Origin of the sequence: Mesorhizobium sp. YR577, from assembly GCF_900116595.1 — a bacterium.
Classification (GTDB): domain Bacteria; phylum Pseudomonadota; class Alphaproteobacteria; order Rhizobiales; family Rhizobiaceae; genus Mesorhizobium_M.
The window spans coordinates 71,125-92,700 of record NZ_FPBI01000021.1; the positions used below are offsets into that span (position 1 = coordinate 71,125).

The window sequence follows — 21,576 nt, forward strand, 5'->3', positions numbered from 1 at the left end:
CAATGCGTCCGAATTTCGAATCCGAGCCTGCCGTTGTGTTCAAGCCAATTGTCGAACTCAAGAACGTCACCAAGGAATTCCACGGCGTGGCGGCACTGCGTGACGTCAGCTTCACGCTGATGCCGGGCGAGGTGCATGCGCTGCTGGGCGAAAACGGGGCCGGCAAATCGACGCTGACCAAGATCATGGCCGGCGTGCACGAGCCGTCCAAGGGCGAGGTGCTGTTCGACGGCCAGCCGATGAGCTTCGGCAGCCCGGCCGATGCCCTGCACAAGGGCATCGCAATGGTGTTTCAGGAGACCAGCCTGGTGCCGTCGCTGACTGTGGCCCAGAATATTTACCTGGGTAACGAAAAGTTTCTCAACCGCCTGCGCGGTATCTACATCGCTGCCCAGCAATTCCTGCAATCGCTGAATTTCGGCGTCGACCCGACCATGTATGTTTCGCAGCTGGGCGCCGCTCAGAAGCAGATGGTGGAAATCGCTCGAGCCGTCCATCACAAGGCCAAGGTGATTATCTTCGACGAGCCGACCGCGACGCTGACGCCAGAAGAGAAGCATCACTTCTTTTCGCTGATCAACCGGCTCAGGAAGGACGGCGTGTCGATCATCTTCATCAGCCACGCGCTGGAAGAGGCTCTCGCGATCTCTGACCGCATTACCATCCTGCGCGACGGCCAACACATCATCACCGACGATGCCAAGAAATTCGACCGCGACAAGATCATCGCCTCGATGGTCGGCCGGTCGCTGTCGGGCGAGCTCTACAGCCTCGACAAGGCCAGGGTCGCGCGACCCTATGGCCCCAAGGTGCTGTCGGTGCAGAACCTGTCGATGGGCAAGATGGTGCGCAATACATCCTTCTCCATCTATGCAGGCCAGATCACTGGCATTTTCGGGCTGATTGGTTCGGGCCGTACCGAGACTGCCAAGATTATCTCCGGCGTCGTCAAGCGCGACTTCTTCCATGGCGGTGAGGTGCGTCTCGAAGGCAAGTCGGTGCGCTATCGCGTGCCGCGCCCGGCAGTGAAGGACGGCATCGTCTATGTCACCGAAGATCGCAAGGTCGAGGGCTTCTTCGAGACAAAGTCGATTGCCGAGAACATATACATGAGCCTGCTGTCCGCCGACCTCAACAAGGGTGTCGTGGTCAGCCATTCCGAGATGATGGAGTTGGCCAAGAACTGGACGAAGAAGCTCAACGTCAAGGCAATCGGCGCCCAGGCGCGAGTGATCGAGCTGTCAGGCGGCAACCAGCAGAAAGTGGTTATCGCCCGCTCGCTGGTTCAGAAGCCAAAATTGGTGATCTTCGACGAGCCGACGCGCGGCGTCGATGTCGGCGCGATTGCCGAGCTCCATCACGTGATCAATGAACTCGCCGATTCCGGCCTCGCCGTCGTTGTCATCTCATCCTACCTTCCCGAGATTCTCAATCTTGCCGATCGCATCCTGGTGTCGCGCCAGGGCCGCGTCGTGGAGGAATTCTCGACCGAGGAAGCGACCGAAGAAAAGATCATGTATGCCGCCGTCCATTGACCGCTGCGCAACGCTTACCGAATGCATTGAATAAGGCTGAGACAATGAAGATCAGAGCGGCTGTCCTTGAAGAAATGGGCCTCGAACGATCCTATGCCAAGTCCCTGCCGCTGAGGGTGCAGGAGGTCGATCTGGAAGGCCCCGGCCCCGGCGAGGTGCTGGTGAAAATGGCAGTCGCTGGCCTCTGCCATTCCGACCTCTCGGTGATCGAGGGCAACCGGCCACGCCCTGTGCCGATGGTGCTCGGCCACGAGGCCTCGGGTGTCGTCCAAGAAGTCGGAGAGTATGTCGAGGATTTGGGACCGGGCGATCACGTCGTTTTCGTCTTTGTACCGAGCTGTGGCCATTGTAATCCCTGTTCCGAAGGCCGTCCCGCACTTTGCGAGCCGGGTGCGGCCCGCAACGGCGCCGGCGATCTGCTGTCGGGCGCGACGCGCCTGAGACGCGACGGCGAGAAGCTGCATCATCATTGCGGCGTTTCCTCCTTTGCCGAATATGCGACGGTATCACGCCGCTCGCTGGTCAAAGTCGATCGTGACATTCCTCTCGACATTGCTGGGCTGATCGGTTGCGCCGTCATTACTGGCGCCGGCGCAGTGTTCAATACCGGCGACGTCAAGCCGGGCGGTTCAGCCGCTGTCGTCGGCCTTGGCGGTGTTGGGCTCGCGGCGATATTGGGCGCGGTTGCCGCCGGCGCCGAGACGATCATTGCCGTCGACCGGCTGGATTCGAAGCTGGAACTCGCCTGCGAACTCGGCGCCACCCACACATTCAACTCAGACGATCCGGATATCGTCGCTAAGATCAAGGATGCCACCAAGGGTGGTGTTGAGGCGGCGCTGGAATTTGCCGGCTCGGTCAAGGCGCTGGAATTCAGCTATGCGATCACAAGGCGCGGCGGCACCACCATCACCGCTGGCCTGCCGAACCCCAAGGCCATGCTGCAACTCCCCGCGGTTACGCTGGTCGCCGAAGAGCGGACGCTGAAGGGTAGTTATATCGGCTCGGGCGTGCCATCGCGCGACATCCCGCGCTTTCTGGCGCTCTACAAGCGCGGCAAGATGCCCGTCGACAAGCTGCTTAGCCACCGGCTGAAGCTCGAGGATATCAACGAAGGTTTCGACCGCCTCGCTGATGGCTCGGCTATCCGTCAGATCGTCGAGTTCAACTGATCAACAGATTTGCGGCGCCTCTCAGACAGCCGCTTGTGCAAATTCGGGAAAGACATGGAGTAATGTCATGGCGAGAGCCGAAGGTATCAAGGATTTCCGCTGCTTCATCAACGGCGCATGGGTCAATGCGCAATCCGGCGAGACGTTTGAGTCGACCGATCCGTTCACCGCAAAAGTCTGGGCCCGTATCCCAAAATGCGATGCACGCGACGTTGATCTCGCCGTGGACGCCGCACGCCGTGCCTTCGACACCGGCGAGTGGTCGAAGCTCAATGCCACCCAGCGCGGCCATTTGCTGCGCAAACTCGGGGACCTGATCCTGCGCGATGCGGATCATCTCGCGTCGACTGAAGTCCAGGACAACGGCAAACTCTACGCTGAGATGCGCGGCCAAGTCGGCTATATCCCGCAATGGTTCTATTATTTTGGCGGGCTCGCCGACAAGGTCGAGGGCGCTGTCATGCCGATCGACAAGCCGGATATGTTCACCTACACGCGTCATGAGCCTGTTGGCGTCGTCGCGGCCATCACGCCGTGGAATTCGCCATTGTTGCTGCTGACCTGGAAGCTGGCACCGGCGCTGGCGGCGGGTTGCACGATGGTCATCAAGCCGTCGGAATTCACCTCGGCCTCGACGCTCGAACTGATGCGGCTGATCGATGAGGCTGGGTTTTCGAAGGGCGTGGTCAATGTCGTCACCGGCTTCGGGGCGGATGTCGGCGAAGCGATCTCGACCCATTCCGGCATTGACAAAATCGCCTTTACCGGCGGTGAGGCTTCGGGACGGCGCATTGCCCAGCAGGCGTCCGGCACGTTCAAGCGGTTGACACTGGAACTCGGCGGTAAATCAGCACAGTTGGTCTTCCCGGACGCCAATATCGACAATGCGGTCAAGGGCGTGGTGTCCGGCATCTTTGCCGCCACCGGCCAGACCTGCATTGCCGGCTCGCGGCTGCTCGTGCACGAGAGCATCCACGATCAGTTCCTCGAAAAGTTCGTTGAACTCGCCAAGACCGCCCGCATGGGCGACCCGATGGACATGGCCACACAGGTCGGTCCAGTGACAACCCAGCCGCAATACAAGCGTGTCCTATCGATGATCGAAATGGCGCGGAACGAAGGCGCCCAAGCGGTTATGGGCGGTCAGCCGGCCGATCGACTCGAATGCGGTGACGGCTGGTTCATCGAACCGACCGTGTTTGCCGGCGTCCGCAACGACATGCGCATTGCGCAGGAAGAGGTGTTCGGGCCTGTACTTTCGGTCATCAAGTTCAGTGACGACGAGGAAGCCTACAGCATCGCCAACGATACAGCCTACGGTCTGGCTGCCGGCGTCTGGACTTCGGATATGGCCAGAGCATTTACCGCCGCAAAGCGTCTAAGGGCCGGTACGGTGTGGACCAATACTTATCGCGCCGTCAGCTATATGATGCCCTTTGGCGGCTTCAAGAATTCCGGCATGGGCCGCGAAAGTGGCCAGGAAGCCATCCATGACTTCCTAGAAACCAAAAGTGTCTGGCTCGCCTTCAACAAGGACGTGCCCAATCCCTTCGTGATGCGCTGACCCGCGCCAGGCTCAATTGCTGTGGTGTAGTCAATTGATGAGGCATCCTGCTATTGCTCCTCCGTTACGAGATCGTGGCCTTCGACGCTGTTGCCTACCGCAACCATCGTATCCGGATAGGCAGCCGCGACCCTCTGCGCAAGGGCGGTCGCGCGGTCCGTAGTGCGGTTGCTAATAGTAATACAGGCGACACCATGGCGCGCCAGCGCGAACGCGATGCCAGCCGCCGCTCCGCCGGCGCCCGCCAAATAGACGCGACGAGTCGGGACCGTATGCCCTGCCAGCTCAAGACCGGCGACCATCCCCTCCCCATCGAGCTGCGTCCCTTCAAGACGACCGTCCGCGAGCTTGCGAACCGCGTTGACTGCGCCGACTTCGCGTGCCTGCACCGTCATCACATCAATCAGTTTCGTTATGGCCTGCTTGTGGGGTAGTGTCACGATCAGGCCGTGGAAACTGGACGAGCGACGGAACACATCGACAAAACGGGGGAGGTCGTCGGAAGCCACCTGGACGGGGAACGCCACGGCATCGGCATGGAGCGACGCGAATTCTTGATATAGTGCGAACCCACAATGTAGCCGACGGGATCCGCAATCAGGCCGAACAGCTTTGTCGTCCCGACAATTTTCATGAGACAGGTTCCTGCAATAAGCGCGCAAAGAGAGTGCAGTTTGAAATAGCCTGGGCGAAGCAGGCTTGCTGCCTGAGCTGACGTCTTTCCGTCGCAACGATGAAGCGGCGACGCAACCGAATTTCAACTATCCTGCGGGGCGTACATGGATCCAAGGCGCTAATCTCAGGCGTGGCAGGCCGCAGTTTTGATGAGCCTTGCGCCGCTGCTCGCGTCAAACCAATGGATAGCTTCGGGAGCGGTTGTGATCCGCATCGTCTCGCCCGGCTTGGCCGCCACGCGATCGCGGAATAGGCAGGTCAGTCGCTCGCCATTTTCCGAGCTAACCATGACCTGGGTCTCTGATCCCATCGGTTCGACAAGTTCGACCCTGACGGGAAAGCCCTCGTTCGACGGGACGAGGTGCTCCGGACGCACTCCCGACATCACCGCGTGTGAGATTCCGCCGCCAATCCGATCAGCGGTGAATGGCAAACGCAGCCCCTTGGTGCTTACGAATGTGTCCCCTTCGACCCGACCATTGATTAGGTTGATGGCGGGCGAGCCGATGAAACCTGCGACGAAGGCGTTCACCGGCGTGTCGTAGAGCTCAAGTGGCGTTCCAACTTGCTCGATGTGTCCCTTATTCATGACGACGATCTTGTCGGCCATAGTCATCGCTTCGACCTGGTCGTGAGTGACGTAGACGGTCGTCGTCTTGAGGCGCTGATGCAGCGCCTTGATCTCGGTGCGCATGGCGACGCGCAGCTTGGCGTCGAGGTTGGACAGTGGCTCGTCGAAGAGAAAGACCTGCGGGTTGCGAACGATCGCGCGTCCCATAGCAACGCGCTGCCGCTGGCCGCCGGACAGTTCCTTCGGATATCGCCCCAAAAGGCTGGAAAGATCGAGAATATCAGCCGCTGCCTTGACGCGCTCGGCGACCTTCATCTTGTCCGTGGCGCTCATGGTGAGTGCGAAACCCATGTTTTCGGCAACGGTCATATGAGGGTATAGGGCGTAGTTCTGAAAAACCATGGCGATGTCGCGGTTTTTCGGCGCGACGTGGTTGACGACCCGCGAGCCGATGGCGATATCACCGGCGCTGACGCCTTCGAGGCCCGCAATCATGCGTAGCAACGTGGATTTGCCGCAGCCAGAAGGGCCAACGAGCACGACGAATTCGCCGTCCTGGATGTCCACCGAGATCCCGTGCAGGACCTCAATCGTACCGTAAAACTTCTTCAGATTCCGAATGGTGACGCCAGACATTGTGATCTCCCGATTGTGTGAAGGACGGGCGCCGCCGAAAGCGCCCGCACCTTGTGAATTCAACCCTTGACGGCTCCAAGCGCGATGCCGCGGACCAGATGACGTTGCAGCAGCACCATGAACAGGATAATGGGCAGCGTGATGCCGATTGCCGCTGCGGCAGCCATCGACCAGTAGCTGACGTCCTCGGAGCCATAGGCCGAAATTGCGACCGGCAACGTTCTGGTTTGCGTTCCCGTAAGTACCCGCGCGAAAAGGAACTCATTGTAGGCGAGCAGCAACGAGAAGAGCGACGTTACCCAAAGTCCGGGGCGTACGATCGGCAAGGCGACGCGGTAAAAGGTCTGCCAGGCATTGCAGCCGTCGATCGCGGCGGCTTCGTAGATCTCCTTGGGCACGTCCGCGAAGAAGCTGCGCATGAACCAGATGGTGAAGGGCTGGTTGATGGCGACGAATGCCAGGATGAGAAGGAAGTAGGTGTCGATCAGGTCGAAAGTCTGCGCAATCACGAAGAAGGGCAGCGCCAGGAGGATGTGCGGGAACATCCTCATGCCGAGGATGGACAGCAGGATGACGCGGGCGCGGCCGGCAGGCATGCGGGTCAGCTGATAGGCCGCCATCGTCCCGAAGCTGACCGAGATCACGACCGTCGCCACCGAAACGAAGATGCTGTTGAAGAAGAACCTGACGAAATCGCCCTCGGTCCAGACGCGCCAATGATACTCCAGCGTCGGCGTGAAATCGAAGGATAGCGTCGGCATGAAGGCATCGACGGGATCCTTGATCGAGATGATTACGGCCCAAGCGATCGGCAAGAGGTTGACGGTCGTGAAGACGATCAAGACTAGCGCAAGGATGGGCTGCTTCCAGCTGAACGATTGCATCAGAATGCTCCCTTTTCCTTGCGGTAGACCAGGCGGATCATGAGCAGCACGACTGCAAGTTCGATCAGCAGCGTCAGCACGCCGAGCGCAGATGCAGCGCCGATGCTCAAGAGGTTGAAGCCGAGCGCGTATGTATACATGGTCAGCGTTTCGGTGGCGGTGCCAGGCCCGCCCGCCGTCAGGATGAAGATCTGATCGAAGAAGCGGAACGAATCCATGAGCCGAATCGCGAGCACGAACACGATCAGCGGCCGGATGTTGGGAACCATGATCTTTGTGAGCATGCGGAAGGGTCCGATGCCGTCGATCTGCGCGGCCTCTATCTGGCTGCGGTCAACAGTGTTGAGCCCGGCGAAAAGAACCAGCACCATGAAGGGCGTGAACTGCCACATGTCGGCCAGGATGATCGTGATGCGTGCCCAGAACGGGCTGCTGAGAAAATCCGGACCGTTCATGCCGAACGTGTTGAGCATGACGTCGATCAGTCCCCAGTCGGGCACGAACACCCACCGAAGGAAGACGCCGGAGACGACCGGCGTGATGATGTTCGGCAGCATCATGAAGACGTTGAAGAAGCGTGCGCCCACTGTGAGATTGTAAAGGCCATAGGCGATCAGCAGTCCGGTGCAGAACTCCAGAGCGACTGCAGTGAACACGATGTAGAGCGTCTTGGCGAGCGAACCCCAGAAACGGCCGTCGACCAACAGGTTCGCGTAATTGGCGAACCAGATGAACGTTTTCTCTTGCCCGATGAAATAGTTGAACAGGCTCAGATAGATCGCGTAGAGCAGCGGCGCGACCATCACGCCGCCCAGGATGAGCGCACTGGGCAGTAGGAACCACATGGAATCGTTGTGCAATGCTGCGTCGTTGGCCTTTTCATCGGAAGCTGTCGTCGTGGCAGCCATCGCGTATGCGCCTCCTCCCGCGGCCGGCGCCGCCTGATCCAACATCGTCATTCGGGCACTCCGCACGGCACCGCTCGGTATGCATTCGCCATCGAGGCCACTCCATTTAATAGAACATCGTTTCGAATAATAGAAGCCCGAACCTTGGGCTGTCAATCGTCAGATGACGTCCTCTGACCTTCGGGACGAGTGGCCCCGTTGACGCGAGGACGGCGTGTGTTACGATATATATACCGTCGTTCTGTTATTTAGAACGTCGATATCAATGGGAGGATTTGGCTTTGACCGGCATCAATCGTCGTGAATTCATCAAGCGGGCAGGGAGCGTTGCGCTGGCTGCGCCCGCCGTCGCGCTTGCAGCTCGGACCGTCAACGCTGCAACGCCGATCCAGGCGCTGCTCTATCAATATCCAGCGGCGGAATATTTCGCGCAGGTGATGAAGGAGGTTCCCGGCGTGGACGTGAACGTCCAACTGATGCCGGCAAGTAAGGCGATGGAGCTGCTCAACATCAACCTGGCGTCCGGCTCGGACATGTTCGACTTAGTCCTCACCAATGACATGCACGTGCTGCGCTACGCGCGTAACGGCTGGCTGCGGCCGCTCGACGATCTGTGGGAAAAGTACAAGGACGAGTACAATCTCGCCGACATCGACGACAGCTTCCTGGCGGGCTCGAAGGTCGACGGAACGCTCTACCAGCTGCCGAACGAGTTCAACTCGCACATCACCATGTTTCGGAAGGATCTCTACCAGGAGAAGGGCCTGAAGGTCGAGGCGACCGTCGAAGAATTCCGTCACAACGCCGAGAAGCTCAAGACGGATGCGATCGCCGGTACCGTCCTCATGTGCCAGATGGGCGACCAGTGCGCCACGCATGCGACCTATTATTTGAACAACATCGGCGACGGCTGGTTCCACAACGACTGGAGACTGGCGGTTAACTCCGACAGGGGCATCTCGGCCATCGATTTCCTGCGCGACATGGGTGGGCTAGCCCAGCGCGGCTATACGACCGCCGGCGGAGCGGAGGGCTCGCTGGCCCTTCATCAAGGCTTTGCCGCGATGGGCCACATGTGGCTTTCCCGCGCCAGCACCATGGAGGACCCCAAGAAGTCCCGCGTGGTTGGCAAGATCGGTTACGTGGCCCCTGCCCAGGGTGGGCAGCGTCTCAGCGTTTCTGGCTATGCCATCTCCAAGTTCAGCAAGCAGGACCCGGACACTCTGTTCCGCGTCATGCTGGAGACGCTTAAGGAGAAATCGCTGCGTGGCAATATCGCCAACAACGTGCCGACCCGTGTGTCCGTCCTGGGGGACCAGGAACTCCTGAAGAAGTATCCGTACCTGGTCGCCGCTACGGATGCGGCCCGGAGCGGCAAGTACTTCCCTTCGATGCCGTATTACGGACCCCTCTCCGAGATCGTTACCCGACGCATCCTTCAGGTGCTTTCGGGAGAAGTGCAGACCCGCGAGGCCATGGACCTCGCGGCGGCTGAAGGGAACAAGTATCTGTTGGATAACGGGTTTCTGAAGGCCTGAATGCAGCGCGCGCGTATGTCGGGCCGTGCGCGCGGCCCGACATAGGTTGCGCAGGCGGCACGTTGACGATATAAATCCGACTGCGTTATGATATATGGAGTATCGTTCTATATTTTAGAACGATACAATGGGAGGTGAACAGATGACCACACACTTTAGTCGCCGGGCATTCCTCAAGACTGCCGGCGCCGGCGCGGCGGCGGCATTGGCCGCTCCGGCAATCGGACTGAGCTCGCGTACCGTCAACGCGGCGACGCCGATTCAGGCCATTCTCAACCGCTACCCCGCACAGGAATACTTCGCAGAGCAGATGAAGTCGGTTCCAGGCGTCGAGGTCAACGTACAGCTGATGCCGAACGACAAAATCCTTGAACTGCTGAACATCAACCTGTCGTCCGGTTCCTCGACCTTCGACATTATCCCCTGTAATGACACGCAGGCGATCCGCTATGCCAGGAACGGCTGGATCATTCCGCTCGAAGAATTGTGGGAGAAATACAGGGACGAATACAATCTCGGCGACATCGAGCCGAACTTTATCAAGGGCTCGACCGTCGACGGCCACCTCTATCAGCTGCCGAACGAGTTCAACTCGCACATTCAGATGTACCGCAAGGACATCTATGAAGAGAAGGGCCTCAAGCCCGAGGACAACATCGAGGACTTCAAGGCGCACGCGAAGTCGCTCAAGTCCGACGATATGGCCGGAACCGTGCTTCTGTTCCGTGCGGGCGACCAGTGTGCCACGGGCGCGACCTACTATTTCAACAATGTCGGCGATGGCTGGTTCCACGACGACTGGAAGCTCGCGGTGAACACCGAAAGGGGCATCAAGGCCGTCGAGTTCATGCGCGAGATGGCCGGTGTTGCACAGCGTGGCTTTACCACCGCTTCGGGCGAGGAAGGTGCTCTTGCATTGGCGCAGGGCTTGGCGGCGATGGGCCACATGTGGGTTACGCGGGCCAGCAACATGGAAGACCCCAAGAAGTCGCGCGTCGTGGGCAAGATCAGCTATGCCGCTCCGGCCCAGGGCAAGCAGCGTCTCAGCGCGACCGGTTATGCGATCTCCAAGTTCAGCAAGCAGGATCCGGACGTCCTGTTCCGGGTAATGCTGCAGACTGCTTCGGAGAAGGCTGCACGCGAGAACATCAAGAACAACGTGCCGCCGCGCGTTTCCATCTTGAACGATGAGGAGCTCTCCATTAAGCATCCTTACCTGATCGCCGCGAACGGTGCTGCCAAGTATGGTGCATACTATCCGGCGATGCCGCACTTCTCGCCGGTGGCCGAGATCGTCACGCGTCGTATCGTGCAGGTGATGACGGACGAACTGCAGGCCAAGGAAGCCATGGATCTTGCTGCCGCGGAAGGCAACAAGTACCTGGTCGACCAAGGCTTTATCAAAGCCTGATCGCTTTCCAGCAACCGCCTTCCAAAGGGCCCCCGATTTTTCGGAGGCCCTTTTTATTGCCCGGTACGATGGTGGCCCCTGAACATTAAAGATCCCATGGGCTGGATGGCAGCCGACATTTTTGCAGAATGAGCGGTCGTCCAACAACTCATTTATGCTGAGGTGACGATGTTCAAGAAAATTGCGCACCTGCGGATCCCGTCGGCGCGCGTTGCCAGCCGCGCTACGCGCGGCTCCGTGGTGGAGCCGAGTCCGGTGCCCTCGATCAATAGAGGATCGGAATGCAGTGCGGATCGAGCTTGATGTCAATCAGGATTGGCTGCTTCCGATCGCGTTCGGCGACGGCTTTCGCTGCGGCTTCGAGGTCTTCCGGGCTGCGCACCGTCATCGCCTGCCCGCCCAGGGCGGCCGCAACAGGGGCAAGGTCCGGCCAGTCCAGGATGGACAATGACGGATCCATGTCCTTTGCGGTGAACTGGACGTGTTCGGCGCCGTAGCCCCCATCATTGCAGACAATCACGATCAGGTCTGACCTTGCCTTCACGGCAGTGTTAAACTCCGTCAGGCCGCCCAGCATGAAGCCGCCGTCGCCGGTGACGAGAACAGTTGGCCGACCCTCAGCGGCTTCCGCCGCCCCGATCGCCTCCCCGAGGCCAAGGCCGATGGCGCCGTAGCCGAGCCCGTAGACGAAGGAGCGCGGCCGACGCACCTTGAATGCGCCCCAGCCAATGCAGGTGAAACGGCCGACATCGGTGGCTAAGACACGGTCTGCCGGGATCGCTGCATCGAGCCGCGCAAGCGCGGTCACAATATCAACGGTGCCTGGCTGCGGTTTGCCGTATGGCCGCGGCAACGGCTGCGCCGCAGCCACCTTGCGCTTCATCTCGTCATCGCGGAACCCCGACGGCTGGATCTCGGCCTCGTCAAGCCACCGGGTGATGGCATCAGCGGTCAGCGCAGGATCGCCGACCAGGCCCGCCTCGGGCAGATAATGCTTGCCGACCTCTCCCCGCTCTAGGTTCACCTGGATCACACGCTTGCCTTCAAGAATCGTTCCCTTAGCGACCGTGAACTTGTTGAGGCTCGCTCCGAAGGCGATGATGCAGTCGGCCGAGAGGATGATTTCTAGGCCCGCCTCGGTCGCCATCGTTCCGCAGACGCCCAGATTGAAAGGATCGTCCGCAAACAGGCCGCTGGCGCGCAGCGTCGTCGCCAGCGGTGCCTCGACGCGCGCCGCCAGCCGCACCATCGCGTCCTCCGCCTCTGGCGCCATTGCTCCGCGACCGCCCAGCACCAGCGGTCGCTTCGCCGCCGCGATGATGCCGATCGCATTGTCCAGCTCCTCGCTGGAGGGAACTAGCGCCCGGTTCTCCGGCAGGTAAACGACCGGCTTGCGGTATTCGACGTCCTTCCACTGCCATTCGACCGGTATGTTGAAGACGATCGGCCGGTACTCAAGAGCGGCGCGGCGGAAGGCGCGCGCCATGTCTTCGACCAGGGTCGAGGGCGCGCGCGCCAGTTCGAAGCCTGCCCCGGTCGCCATGATGAATTCACGCTGGTTGATCTTCTGGAGATGGTCTCGTTCGTCGACCGCCGTGTCGCCGGCAATCAGCACCATGGGAACCGTGGTCTTGACGCCTTCGATCAAGGCCGTCAGCGTGTTGGTGAGAGCCGGTCCGTGAGTGACGCTGGCGACGCCGACCTTGCCTGATACTTGCGCATAGCCGAGCGCGGCCGCAACGCTCGTCGCCTCATTCGCAACCGCCACGAACCGGCCGCCGAGCCTGCCTGCATAACAATCGACGGCATAGAGGTTCGCGTCTCCGATGAGACCGAACAGAACCTCAACTCCGAGATCCCTCAACGCGTGGGCGACGGCCTCGTGGCCTTTCATCTGGCTGGTAGTGATCGCGGGCATGGTCTTCCCCCTTTGCGGCGTGCCTTGGCGCCGGGCGGCGTGAAGCCGTTGGCGCAGGCTTTCATCGCCGGCACTTTGATTTTCTACTTCACGTCGGTCCAAAATATGGAACGGTGTGCCGTATAACAATACAAAGCATGGGATGATGTCAATGTGCCAGGGGCGTGAAGGTCTGGTCGCAGTGGCAGGGTTGGGGCTAGCGGCGCGCTACGGCTGGATTACCGCGCGCCGCGGTAACCCATGACGTCAGAGATGTCCTTGGCAGCTACCTGGACGTGCGCGGCAAACATCTTGATTTGGCGAGCCTTGTAGCGGGAGGAGGGGCCGGATATCCCAACCGCCCCCGCCACCTTGCCGCTGCCATCGAACACCGGTGCCGCGACGCCGAACACATCGGCGCGCCATTCGCCGCGATTGACCGCGAAGCCGGCCTCTCGCACGCGCGCCAGTTCTTCGCGAAGACCGGCATAATCGAGGATCGTGTGCTCCGTGTAGGCGGTCAACGTCGGAACCAACGTCTCGAGCGTCTCATCGTTCAGGTTCGCGAGCATCGCTTTGCCGGTAGCGACACAGTATAGCGGCGCGCGGCCGCCGATCCTGGTGTACGCCGCGATCGGCTGGGTGCCTTCGACCTTGTCGATATAGACGACTTCGCTGCCGTCCCGGATCGAAAGATGCACGGACTCCTGTGTTTCGGCGCTGAGCCGCTGAATGAAGGGCCCGCTTACCTTGAGGAGGCTCAGGCGCCCGCGCACGAGAGAGCCGAGTTCCCAGATTTTTTGGGTCAGCTCGTAGGTGCTGTTCAAGTCCACGCGACGAACGTAGTTTCGGGACTGCAGCGTCAAGAGAATGCGATGGACATTACTCTTTGATAGCTGCAATTCTCGGGCTAGACTGGAGACCCCGCGCGACTCATCGCTGTGAGCCAGCGTTTCAATCAGGGTCAATCCTTTGAGGAGCGTTTTATCCATTTCCTCGAATACCAATATCTGACACTACGTTCCAATTATCAGTACGCTCACGGAGCGTCAAGCGCTTGCAACGAGGCGTGGCCGGAGCGGCCAGTGCGGCGGGCAGCAGCAAGGCCGGGTTTCGCGCCGGTCGCTGCCGGTTTCCGCGATTGTCCGGACGTATCCGCGGGTGGCGGCAACGGACCAACAATGCGTTGACTTCACGTTGCCTGCGCTTTATATTCTGATACGCCGTTCTATAAATCGGAACGCTGATCGGCCGGCCTGGTCGACCCGCTCCAGCCGAATTGGAACGGCGGAGTTCCGTCGGCGTGCCCGGCGGATCGGGTGCCCCCGCCGCCGGCCGGCGACCGCGATTCCAGGGAGAAGTACGTGTATAGCGAAGTCAAAACAAAGCATGGCGATTGCGATTTCGACGCCATTGTCATCGGCGCCGGTTCGGCGGGCCTTTATCAGCTCCACAGGCTGCGCGAGCTTGGCCTCAAGGTTCGCCTGCTCGAATCTGGAACGGGCGTGGGCGGCGTTTGGTACTGGAACCGTTATCCCGGCGCGCGTTTCGATTCGGAAAGCTATTCCTACGCTTACTTCTTTTCCCATGAGCTTCTGCGCGACTGGAAATGGAGCGAGCATTTCGCTGCCCAGCCCGAGACGGAACAATACTTCAACTTCGTCGCAGACAAGTTCGACCTGCGTCGTGACATCAGCTTTTCGAGCACCGTCGTTTCCGCCCGGTATCGCGAGGACTGCTGCAGCTGGGTGCTGACGCTCCAGGACGGCAAGGAACTCAGCTGCCATTACGTCGTGGCGGCCGTCGGTCCTCTCACGCATCCCACACTGCCTGCCTATGAAGGAGTCAGTTCTTTTGCAGGCGAGGCGTACCACACTGCACGCTGGCCCAAGGAGCCTGTTGATTTCGAGGGCAAGCGGGTGGCGGTGATCGGAACGGGCGCTTCGGGCGTCCAGACCATCCAGGAAGTCTCCAAGACGGCAAAGCAACTGACAGTCTTCCAGCGCACCGCAAACTACTGCGTGCCGCTAGGCAATTCGAAGATCGCGAGCGAGGAACAGCAGCGCATCATCGACGATTATCCCCGCATCTATCGCCGCTGCTTTGAGACGATGGGCGGGTTCATTCACAACATCGACCCGCGCTCTGCCTTCGACCTGTCGCCGGAGGAACGGGAAGCCTTCTGGGAAAAGCTATACAACCAGCCCGGCCTTGGCATGTGGCTCGGCAACTTCCACGATTGTTTCGTCAACGAAGAAGCCAACCGTCTCGTCAGCGAGTTCGTCGCCGGCAAGATCCGCCAGCGCGTCAAGGATCCGAAGGTCGCGGAACGTCTGATCCCGAAGAACCATGGATTCGGCACCCGTCGGGTGCCTCTGGAGACCAATTACTACGAGCTGTTCAACCGGCCGACTGTGCACCTCGTCGATCTCACCGAGACTCCGATCGTGCGCGTCATGCCGACCGGGATCGAGACGTCGGATGGTTTCTTCGAACTCGACATGATCATCTACGCCACCGGCTTCGACGCGTTGACCGGCAGCTTTGACAAGATCCATGTCGAAGGCGTTGGCGGCAAGACGCTGAAGGACAAGTGGGCGGATGGTGCGGAGACGTTCCTGGGCCTCACGGCGAGCGGCTTCCCGAACTTCTTCATGCCGGGCGGACCGATGTCCTGGCTCGGCAACATTCCGCGCGGCCTCGAATACGGCGTCGACTGGATCGCCGGCCTGATCAAGTTCATGGAAGACAATGGCATCGACGCCGTGGATGCCAAGGCGCAGTCCGAACAGGAGTGGACGACGTTCTCATCCGAGGGCGCCCAGAAATTCCTCTCCGCGAAAGTCGATTCCTGGTTCACAGGCGTGAACACCAACGTTTCCGGCAAGAGCAAGCGCACCTATCCCTTCTACCGCGGGGGTGGCCCAGCCTATCGCCAGCGGGCCGAGCAGGTGGTTCGTGAGGGCTATGCCAAGGACTTCAACCTCATCGAGAGGCCGGCAGCTAGCGGCACAGAATCCGGACGTCAGGACACTGCACCGTTCGAAGAGCCGGCACGCAAGGCAATGGCTGGCTGACAGTCGGTCGCACAGAAAGGGCTCGGCGCTTTGCGCCGGGCCATTTTTTTTGGCGTAGGTGCGCCACATATCGTAGATGACGCAGCCTTCCGGAAAGCGTCGCCCCTGCTGCCCGAAGGAAGCGAGCCAAACCACCCCGGTCGGACTCGGCTACAAATGCGAAAGGGGCGCAGCCATGGCGGCTCCGCCCCTTGTCCATATCCGGGTAGCTCAGGTCCGGCGCTGTCAGCGGCCCTTGAACTGCGGCTTGCGCTTTTCCTTGAACGACAGCACGCCTTCCTTGCGGTCTTCGCTGAGCTGGACGATTTCAAGCAGTCTGCGCGTTTCCGACATGTTGTCGAGGGGGCTCCTCGGCAGGGTGTCGTCGGTCAGCCGCTTCAGGACCTGCAGGACAAGCGGCGCGCCCTCGGCGATCTTGTCGGCAATCTTTCGGGCTTCGGCGAGCTGCTGGCCCACCTGAACGATACGGTTCACGAAACCAACTTCGTAGGCCCGCTCGCCCGAAAGCGTGTCACCCGTCAGAAGAAATTCCATCGCGACCTTGTGCGGCATGCGCGCCACCGTCGACGAAATGACGCCACCGGTCACGCCGATCTTGGCTTCCGGATACATGAACTTGGTTCCTTCGGCGGCCACGCAGATGTCGGCCATCTGGGGAAACAGGAAGCCTGCGCCAACCACCCATCCCGAAACGGCAGCGATCAGCGGCTTGCCGATGTCGACGCCAATACCGGGAACGCCATACCAAAGGTTCGGCGGGATGTCGCCGACGTCGGCGCCCACGCAAAAATACTTGTCGTCGCTTGAGGTGACGATCGCAACGCGGTCGTCACTGTCGCGAAAACGCTTCCACGCCGCACGCAACTCATCGACCATGGCCTGGTTGAGGGCGTTCTTGCGTTCTTTGCGGTTGAGCGTCACAACGGCGACGCCGCCACTGCTCTCGTAGCTGATGAAATCGGTCGTCATTTGAGCCTCCGTCATTTCGCGATGACGGCAGCGGCATCAACCGCCACAGCGCCTTCGCCCCGTTTCTTCACGATGAGTGGGTTGATGTCGATTTCGACGAGTCTTTCGCCGAGTTGATCCGCCAGCCGGGACAGGCGGGAAACGGCCTCGGCTGCCGCGTCCACGTCGGCCGGCGCGCGACCGCGCGCGCCGTCGAGGAGCGGCCAAAGCTTGAGACTCATGATCATGCGTTTCGCCGCTTCCGGCGTGACGGGCGCGGTCGCAATCGCGACATCACGCAGGATCTCGACGAAGATGCCTCCAAAACCGACGGCCACCAGTGGCCCGAACTCGGGATCGAAGCGGGCGCCCAGGAACAGTTCGACCTCGCCGACGACCATCTCCTGGATCACGACGCCCTCGGCGCCCTCGGGATCCTTTTCGGCAAGGATGGCAAAAATGTCCTCGGCAGCCTCGCGGACCGCGTCTTCGGTCTTCAAACCCACGCGCACGATGTTGGCTTCGGATTTGTGGAGAATGTTGCGCGACACGCCTTTGACCACGGCCGGCAGAGCGACGCCGGAGAGCCCAGCCATTCCGGAAGCGTGCCTGATCCGAATTTCGCCCGCCGGACGGATGCCGAAGGCTGCGATCAGGCGCTTGGCTTCGGATTCCGTCACCTGCCCTGTGGGGAGGTCCTGCGGCGGTTGCGGCGCCGTGCCCTCCAGTTGCATCGGGGGAAGCGGCGTCGCCATGGCGCGCGCAACCTTCGTCAGCAGTTCGAGCGCCGAGAAGGTGTCGGCGAGGTTTTCCGTATAGGGGTAATCGAGGTCGCGCAGCGTCTTGCACACCGGCGCACCCATGCCGCCGGCCAGCATCGAAAACACGATCGGCTTGCCCATGCGCGCTGCGATCTCGGGCACCATGGCAGCATACTCGCTCATGCGGGGCGAGGTCGTCATGGCATACACGACCGCCGCGACGTCATCGTCGGCCAGCATGGCTTCAAGCACTTTAACGATGCCTTCCTTCGACGTGCCACCGCGGAAGGCGCCGGTATCAACGGGGATGTGGGCATCTTCCGCCGGCATCCACTCTTCAAGTTTGCGCTTTGTTTCGGCGCTCGCGCTGGGGAGCCGCAGCGCACGGTCGACAATCTGGTCGGCGAAGTTGGCCGTGCTTCCACCCGACGAACTTATCGCGGCGATACCGCCTGGATTGGCGGGCATGCGCGGGAGGCGGACGAGGAGGTCGGCGGCGAGCGTCATGACGTAGGGATCGGCCGCGACGACAATCCCGCTGGCTGTGCAGGCCGCGACAAATCCGTCATAGGAACCGGCGAGGCTGCCCGTATGCGATTGTCCGATCGCGGCGCCGGCTGCGCTGCGGCCCGCCTTGACGGCCAGAACCGGCTTGCAGGCGGCATGCGCGCGCCGGGCGATCTCGAAGAACCGTCTGGTGTCCTTCAGGCCCTCTACATAGAGGCAGATGGCGTTGGTCGCATCGTCGTCAACGAGGTATTCAAAGAAGTCGCTGAGTTCCAGATCGGACTGGTTGCCGACCGAAACGCAGCGGCTGAATCCGACGCCGAAGTCCGTGCCACGTGCGATCATCGTTCCCATCAGCGCGCCGCTCTGGCTGACGATACCGACGCCACCGGCCTTGACGGCGGGGGTCTCCATGGCAAGCGAAGGTGTCATGGCGATCTTGTCGACGAAATTCACCAGACCCAGGCAGTTGGGTCCGAGCAGCCGCATCCCGGCGGCCGCGGCCGTGCGCAGCACCCGATCCTGCAGATTGTCACCCGTGGAATCCACCTCGTCCAGCATCCCTGTGATGAGGATCACCGATTTGACGCCGATTTCGGCGCAATGCTCGATCTGCTCCAGCAGCGCCTTGGCGGGCACGGCCATGACGGCGACATCAGGTACAGCGCCGATGTCTTTCACGGATGGGTAGGCACGGATTCCCCGGATTTCCGTGGCCTTCAGGTTGATAGGGTAGATCGCGCCGGAATAGCCGTGCTTTTGCAAATAGTGCACCACCCTGCCGCCGAATTTATCCACGCCCTGGGATGCGCCGATCACTGCAATGCTCCTCGGCGACATCATTGACTTGAGCGCGGCTTGCATGAACGTCTCCGGGATTGAGTTAATGTTCTATTATATGATATGGCGTATCAAAGTACGTAACGGCCTTAACATTGCGGCCGACAGGAAGTCAACCTCGCAAAGGGGGCGTGCGGTTGGCTGGGGGCTGGGCTTGGGGTCGGTATCGTCTCTCTGGCGGTCGCAAGCGACCATGTCGCGCTCGGCCGACTCACTGTATTGCAGGTGCGCGGCCTGCGCCTCACGCGACGATTGACGCGCCTCTTCCTTCGCGGCCGTCTGGGGAGCCCGGCAACAGCGGCCTTCGAATCGCTACTCGACAAGGACGGCGCGGCCATAGCCGGAGCGGGATCATGATTAAGGCGGGAACGTGCCGGGCGATGGCATTGCAACGCCCTCCGTCGTCGTGCGCGAGCGGTGCCATGGTTGCGAAGGTCCGGCCGATTGACAGGACGCGGCAGCTTCGATAGAAATATGAAACGACGTTCCAGATTATGATACAACTCAGTCGTGATGTCGCTCCTGCCGGGGCCGGCCCGACACTTTGCGGTTCTTGAGAAAGGCTTGGCGCACATGAATTCCAGTCAAGAGCTTCACAACGATGGAGATTATGACTTCATCGTCACCGGAGCCGGATCGGCCGGCTGCGTCTTGGCGGCGCGGTTGAGCGAATCCGGCAGGCATCGCGTTCTGCTGCTTGAGGCCGGGGGAGAAGACAAGGGATTTTGGATACACACGCCGCTGGGATTTCCGTACCTGTTCAGCAATCCTAGGGTCAACTGGATGTTCGACAGCGAGCCGATCGCCGAATTGAACGGCCGGTCGGCGTATACGCCGCGCGGAAAAGTTCTGGGGGGCACCAGCACCATCAACGGCATGGTCTACATACGCGGCAATGCGCGCGACTATGACGAGTGGCGACAGATGGGTTGCTCCGGGTGGAGCTATGACGACGTGCTGCCCTACTTCCGCAAGGCGGAGGATCAGGCGCGTGGGGCGGACGAATTCCACGGCGCCGGGGGTCCCCTGAAGGTCTCGGATCATCGCGAGACGCATCTCATGGCGGATGCCTTCATCGAAGCCGGCGTGCAGGCGGGACTACCCCGCAATCGGGACTTCAACGGTGCCGTTCAGGAAGGTGTCGGCTACTACCAGACGACAAGCCATCTCGGTCGCCGCTGGAGCACCGCTACGGCCTATCTCAAGCCGGTACGGCGACGCGCGAATCTGCGCGTAGTCACCGGCGCGCATGCGACGCGTCTGAGTTTCGAAGCAGGACGCGCCACGGGCGTCGAATACCGCGTCGGTGACACGATGAGGGTCGCGCGGGCAAGCCGCGAGGTGATCGTCTCGGGCGGGGTCTTCGGCTCGCCACAGCTCCTTATGTTGTCGGGTATCGGCCCTGCCGATCATCTCTGCGAGCACGGCATCCCGGTCGTGCAAAATCTTCCCGGTGTAGGCGGCAATCTCCACGATCACTTCTTCATCCAGCTGATGTTCCGATGCCTCCAGCCAATTACGCTGAACGACCTGGCGCGCAGCTGGCCGCGCAAGCTGGCGGCGGGCCTGCAATATCTCGCGTTGAAGAAGGGACCCCTGTCCATCAACGGCATTTTTGCCGGTGCGTTCATGCGCAGCGATGAACGGCTCGAGAGGCCGGACCTGCAGCTCAACATGAATTCCTGGAGCGTTGCCCAGCGAACGCGCAGCGGCGCGATCCCGCACCCGTTCCCCGGCTTGACGATCAGCCCCATCCATCTCAAGCCCGAAAGCCGTGGCAACGTTCGCCTCAAGAGCCGCGATCCGCTCGCAGCGCCAGCGATCAATTTCCGCTTCCTGTCGACGCATTACGACATGCAGGCGATGATCAATGGCATCCGCCTCGTGCGGCAGATCTCGCAGCAGCCGGCGCTGACGCATTTCATCCAGCAGGAGATCCAGCCTGGCCTCTCGATAGACAGCGATGACGAGATGGAGGCGTTTCTGCGCAAGCTCGGCTATCCAAATCTCCATCCGGTCGGGACGTGCCGGATGGGACAGGGGACCGATGCCGTGGTGGATGCCGAACTCAAGGTGGTCGGCGTGGCGGGGCTTCGCGTTGTCGATGCCGCGGTCATGCCGAGGCTGGTCGCCGGCAATACGAACGCCCCCACGGTGATGATTGCCGAGAAGGCCTCGGACATGATCTTGAAGGACGCTCTTGCCGCTTGAGCCGCTTGCGGCCTGGCGATGTGATGACATCGACATCCGCGGCACTACCGCGAGGGTTGCGGCGATGATGCAACGCGATTGGTGTCGGCGTGCCCGGACGCTGCATGGCACAGCCGTGGCTCCAAATTCTTCAGCTTTTCTCCGAATCGATGAAATGATCTATCTTATTGTTTCGCGCAATTCCGGACGGAAAACCGGCGACTGTCTTAAGTGTCAATGGCGATAGAGCGTTGGGCGTAGGTTTTATTGGCTTTGACCAGTCCGTTTGCAAGGACGAGGAGCTTTCTGGCGATGGCGACGAGAGCAACCTTGCCGGGCTTTCCGGCGCGACGCATGGCCTCGTATTGGCCCCTGAACATCTGTGGACACCCCCGGAAGTGCAAGAGAATTTTTCAGGCAAAGTATTTGCGCGTAGTCGGGTGCTGACATCTGTCCGGCCTC

The 21,576-nt window shown here is 60.8% G+C and carries 16 protein-coding genes; 8 read left to right on the forward strand and 8 right to left on the reverse strand.

Annotation, left to right across the window (positions count from 1 at the left end; genetic code table 11):
- The first annotated feature begins 2 nt into the window (after nt 1-2).
- The 3 genes from BM413_RS25160 to BM413_RS25170 all read left to right on the forward strand — a co-directional run bounded on the left by BM413_RS25160 (nt 3) and on the right by BM413_RS25170 (nt 4,271).
- Nucleotides 3-1,535, forward strand: a complete 1,533-nt coding sequence (locus BM413_RS25160) for a sugar ABC transporter ATP-binding protein (RefSeq protein WP_091917602.1) — start codon at nt 3-5, stop codon at nt 1,533-1,535.
- A 44-nt stretch (nt 1,536-1,579) separates the two neighbouring features.
- Nucleotides 1,580-2,707, forward strand: coding sequence for a zinc-dependent alcohol dehydrogenase family protein (locus BM413_RS25165; RefSeq protein ID WP_091917603.1), 1,128 nt, complete (start codon nt 1,580-1,582; stop codon nt 2,705-2,707).
- An 85-nt stretch (nt 2,708-2,792) separates the two neighbouring features.
- The gene (locus BM413_RS25170; RefSeq protein WP_091917621.1) at nt 2,793-4,271 is read left to right on the forward strand and encodes an aldehyde dehydrogenase; all 1,479 of its coding nucleotides are present in this window, start codon (nt 2,793-2,795) and stop codon (nt 4,269-4,271) included.
- Between the two features lie 50 nt (nt 4,272-4,321).
- Here the strand turns inward: BM413_RS25170 and BM413_RS25175 are convergent, their stop codons facing one another.
- Genes BM413_RS25175 through BM413_RS25190 form a run of 4 tightly spaced genes read right to left on the reverse strand, consistent with a single transcriptional unit; the run spans nt 4,322 to nt 7,945 of the window.
- Entirely contained in the window at nt 4,322-5,032 is a 711-nt protein-coding gene (locus BM413_RS25175) for a hypothetical protein (protein WP_091917604.1), read from the reverse strand.
- A 38-nt stretch (nt 5,033-5,070) separates the two neighbouring features.
- On the reverse strand, nt 5,071-6,153 hold the full coding sequence (gene ugpC / locus BM413_RS25180; RefSeq protein WP_091917605.1) for an ABC transporter ATP-binding protein: 1,083 nt from the start codon (nt 6,151-6,153) through the stop codon (nt 5,071-5,073).
- 59 nt (nt 6,154-6,212) lie between these two features.
- Nucleotides 6,213-7,037, reverse strand: coding sequence for a carbohydrate ABC transporter permease (locus BM413_RS25185; RefSeq protein WP_091917606.1), 825 nt, complete (start codon nt 7,035-7,037; stop codon nt 6,213-6,215).
- On the reverse strand, nt 7,037-7,945 hold the full coding sequence (locus BM413_RS25190) for a carbohydrate ABC transporter permease (RefSeq protein WP_175544435.1): 909 nt from the start codon (nt 7,943-7,945) through the stop codon (nt 7,037-7,039). The genes BM413_RS25185 and BM413_RS25190 overlap by 1 nt, the downstream gene beginning before the upstream one ends.
- A gap of 281 nt (nt 7,946-8,226) precedes the next feature.
- Between BM413_RS25190 and BM413_RS25195 the strand changes: the two genes are divergently transcribed.
- Together BM413_RS25195 and BM413_RS25200 are read left to right on the forward strand one after the other, a co-directional pair.
- On the forward strand, nt 8,227-9,483 hold the full coding sequence (locus tag BM413_RS25195) for an ABC transporter substrate-binding protein (protein ID WP_091917608.1): 1,257 nt from the start codon (nt 8,227-8,229) through the stop codon (nt 9,481-9,483).
- A gap of 142 nt (nt 9,484-9,625) precedes the next feature.
- On the forward strand, nt 9,626-10,894 hold the full coding sequence (locus BM413_RS25200) for an ABC transporter substrate-binding protein (RefSeq protein ID WP_175544436.1): 1,269 nt from the start codon (nt 9,626-9,628) through the stop codon (nt 10,892-10,894).
- A gap of 265 nt (nt 10,895-11,159) precedes the next feature.
- Here the strand turns inward: BM413_RS25200 and BM413_RS25205 are convergent, their stop codons facing one another.
- Complete coding sequence (locus tag BM413_RS25205; protein ID WP_091917610.1) at nt 11,160-12,812, reverse strand: thiamine pyrophosphate-binding protein; 1,653 nt, start codon at nt 12,810-12,812, stop codon at nt 11,160-11,162.
- 218 nt (nt 12,813-13,030) lie between these two features.
- Nucleotides 13,031-13,783: an IclR family transcriptional regulator gene (locus BM413_RS25210; protein WP_091917611.1), complete on the reverse strand. Its 753-nt coding sequence runs from the start codon at nt 13,781-13,783 to the stop codon at nt 13,031-13,033.
- Nucleotides 13,784-14,155: 372 nt separating this feature from the next.
- Here BM413_RS25210 and BM413_RS25215 point away from each other — a divergent pair, with 372 nt between their 5' ends.
- Nucleotides 14,156-15,868: a flavin-containing monooxygenase gene (locus BM413_RS25215; protein ID WP_091917612.1), complete on the forward strand. Its 1,713-nt coding sequence runs from the start codon at nt 14,156-14,158 to the stop codon at nt 15,866-15,868.
- Between the two features lie 225 nt (nt 15,869-16,093).
- Here the strand turns inward: BM413_RS25215 and BM413_RS25220 are convergent, their stop codons facing one another.
- Both BM413_RS25220 and BM413_RS25225 read right to left on the reverse strand, forming a co-directional pair.
- Nucleotides 16,094-16,837: an enoyl-CoA hydratase/isomerase family protein gene (locus BM413_RS25220; RefSeq protein WP_091917613.1), complete on the reverse strand. Its 744-nt coding sequence runs from the start codon at nt 16,835-16,837 to the stop codon at nt 16,094-16,096.
- A gap of 11 nt (nt 16,838-16,848) precedes the next feature.
- Nucleotides 16,849-18,948, reverse strand: a complete 2,100-nt coding sequence (locus BM413_RS25225) for an acetate--CoA ligase family protein (protein ID WP_091917614.1) — start codon at nt 18,946-18,948, stop codon at nt 16,849-16,851.
- Nucleotides 18,949-19,497: 549 nt separating this feature from the next.
- Here BM413_RS25225 and BM413_RS25235 point away from each other — a divergent pair.
- Together BM413_RS25235 and BM413_RS33440 are read left to right on the forward strand one after the other, a co-directional pair.
- On the forward strand, nt 19,498-21,135 hold the full coding sequence (locus BM413_RS25235; RefSeq protein WP_091917616.1) for a GMC family oxidoreductase: 1,638 nt from the start codon (nt 19,498-19,500) through the stop codon (nt 21,133-21,135).
- Nucleotides 21,136-21,365: 230 nt separating this feature from the next.
- Nucleotides 21,366-21,576 (forward strand): hypothetical protein (locus tag BM413_RS33440; RefSeq protein ID WP_210188976.1); only part of this gene is annotated, 211 nt, incomplete at its 3' end.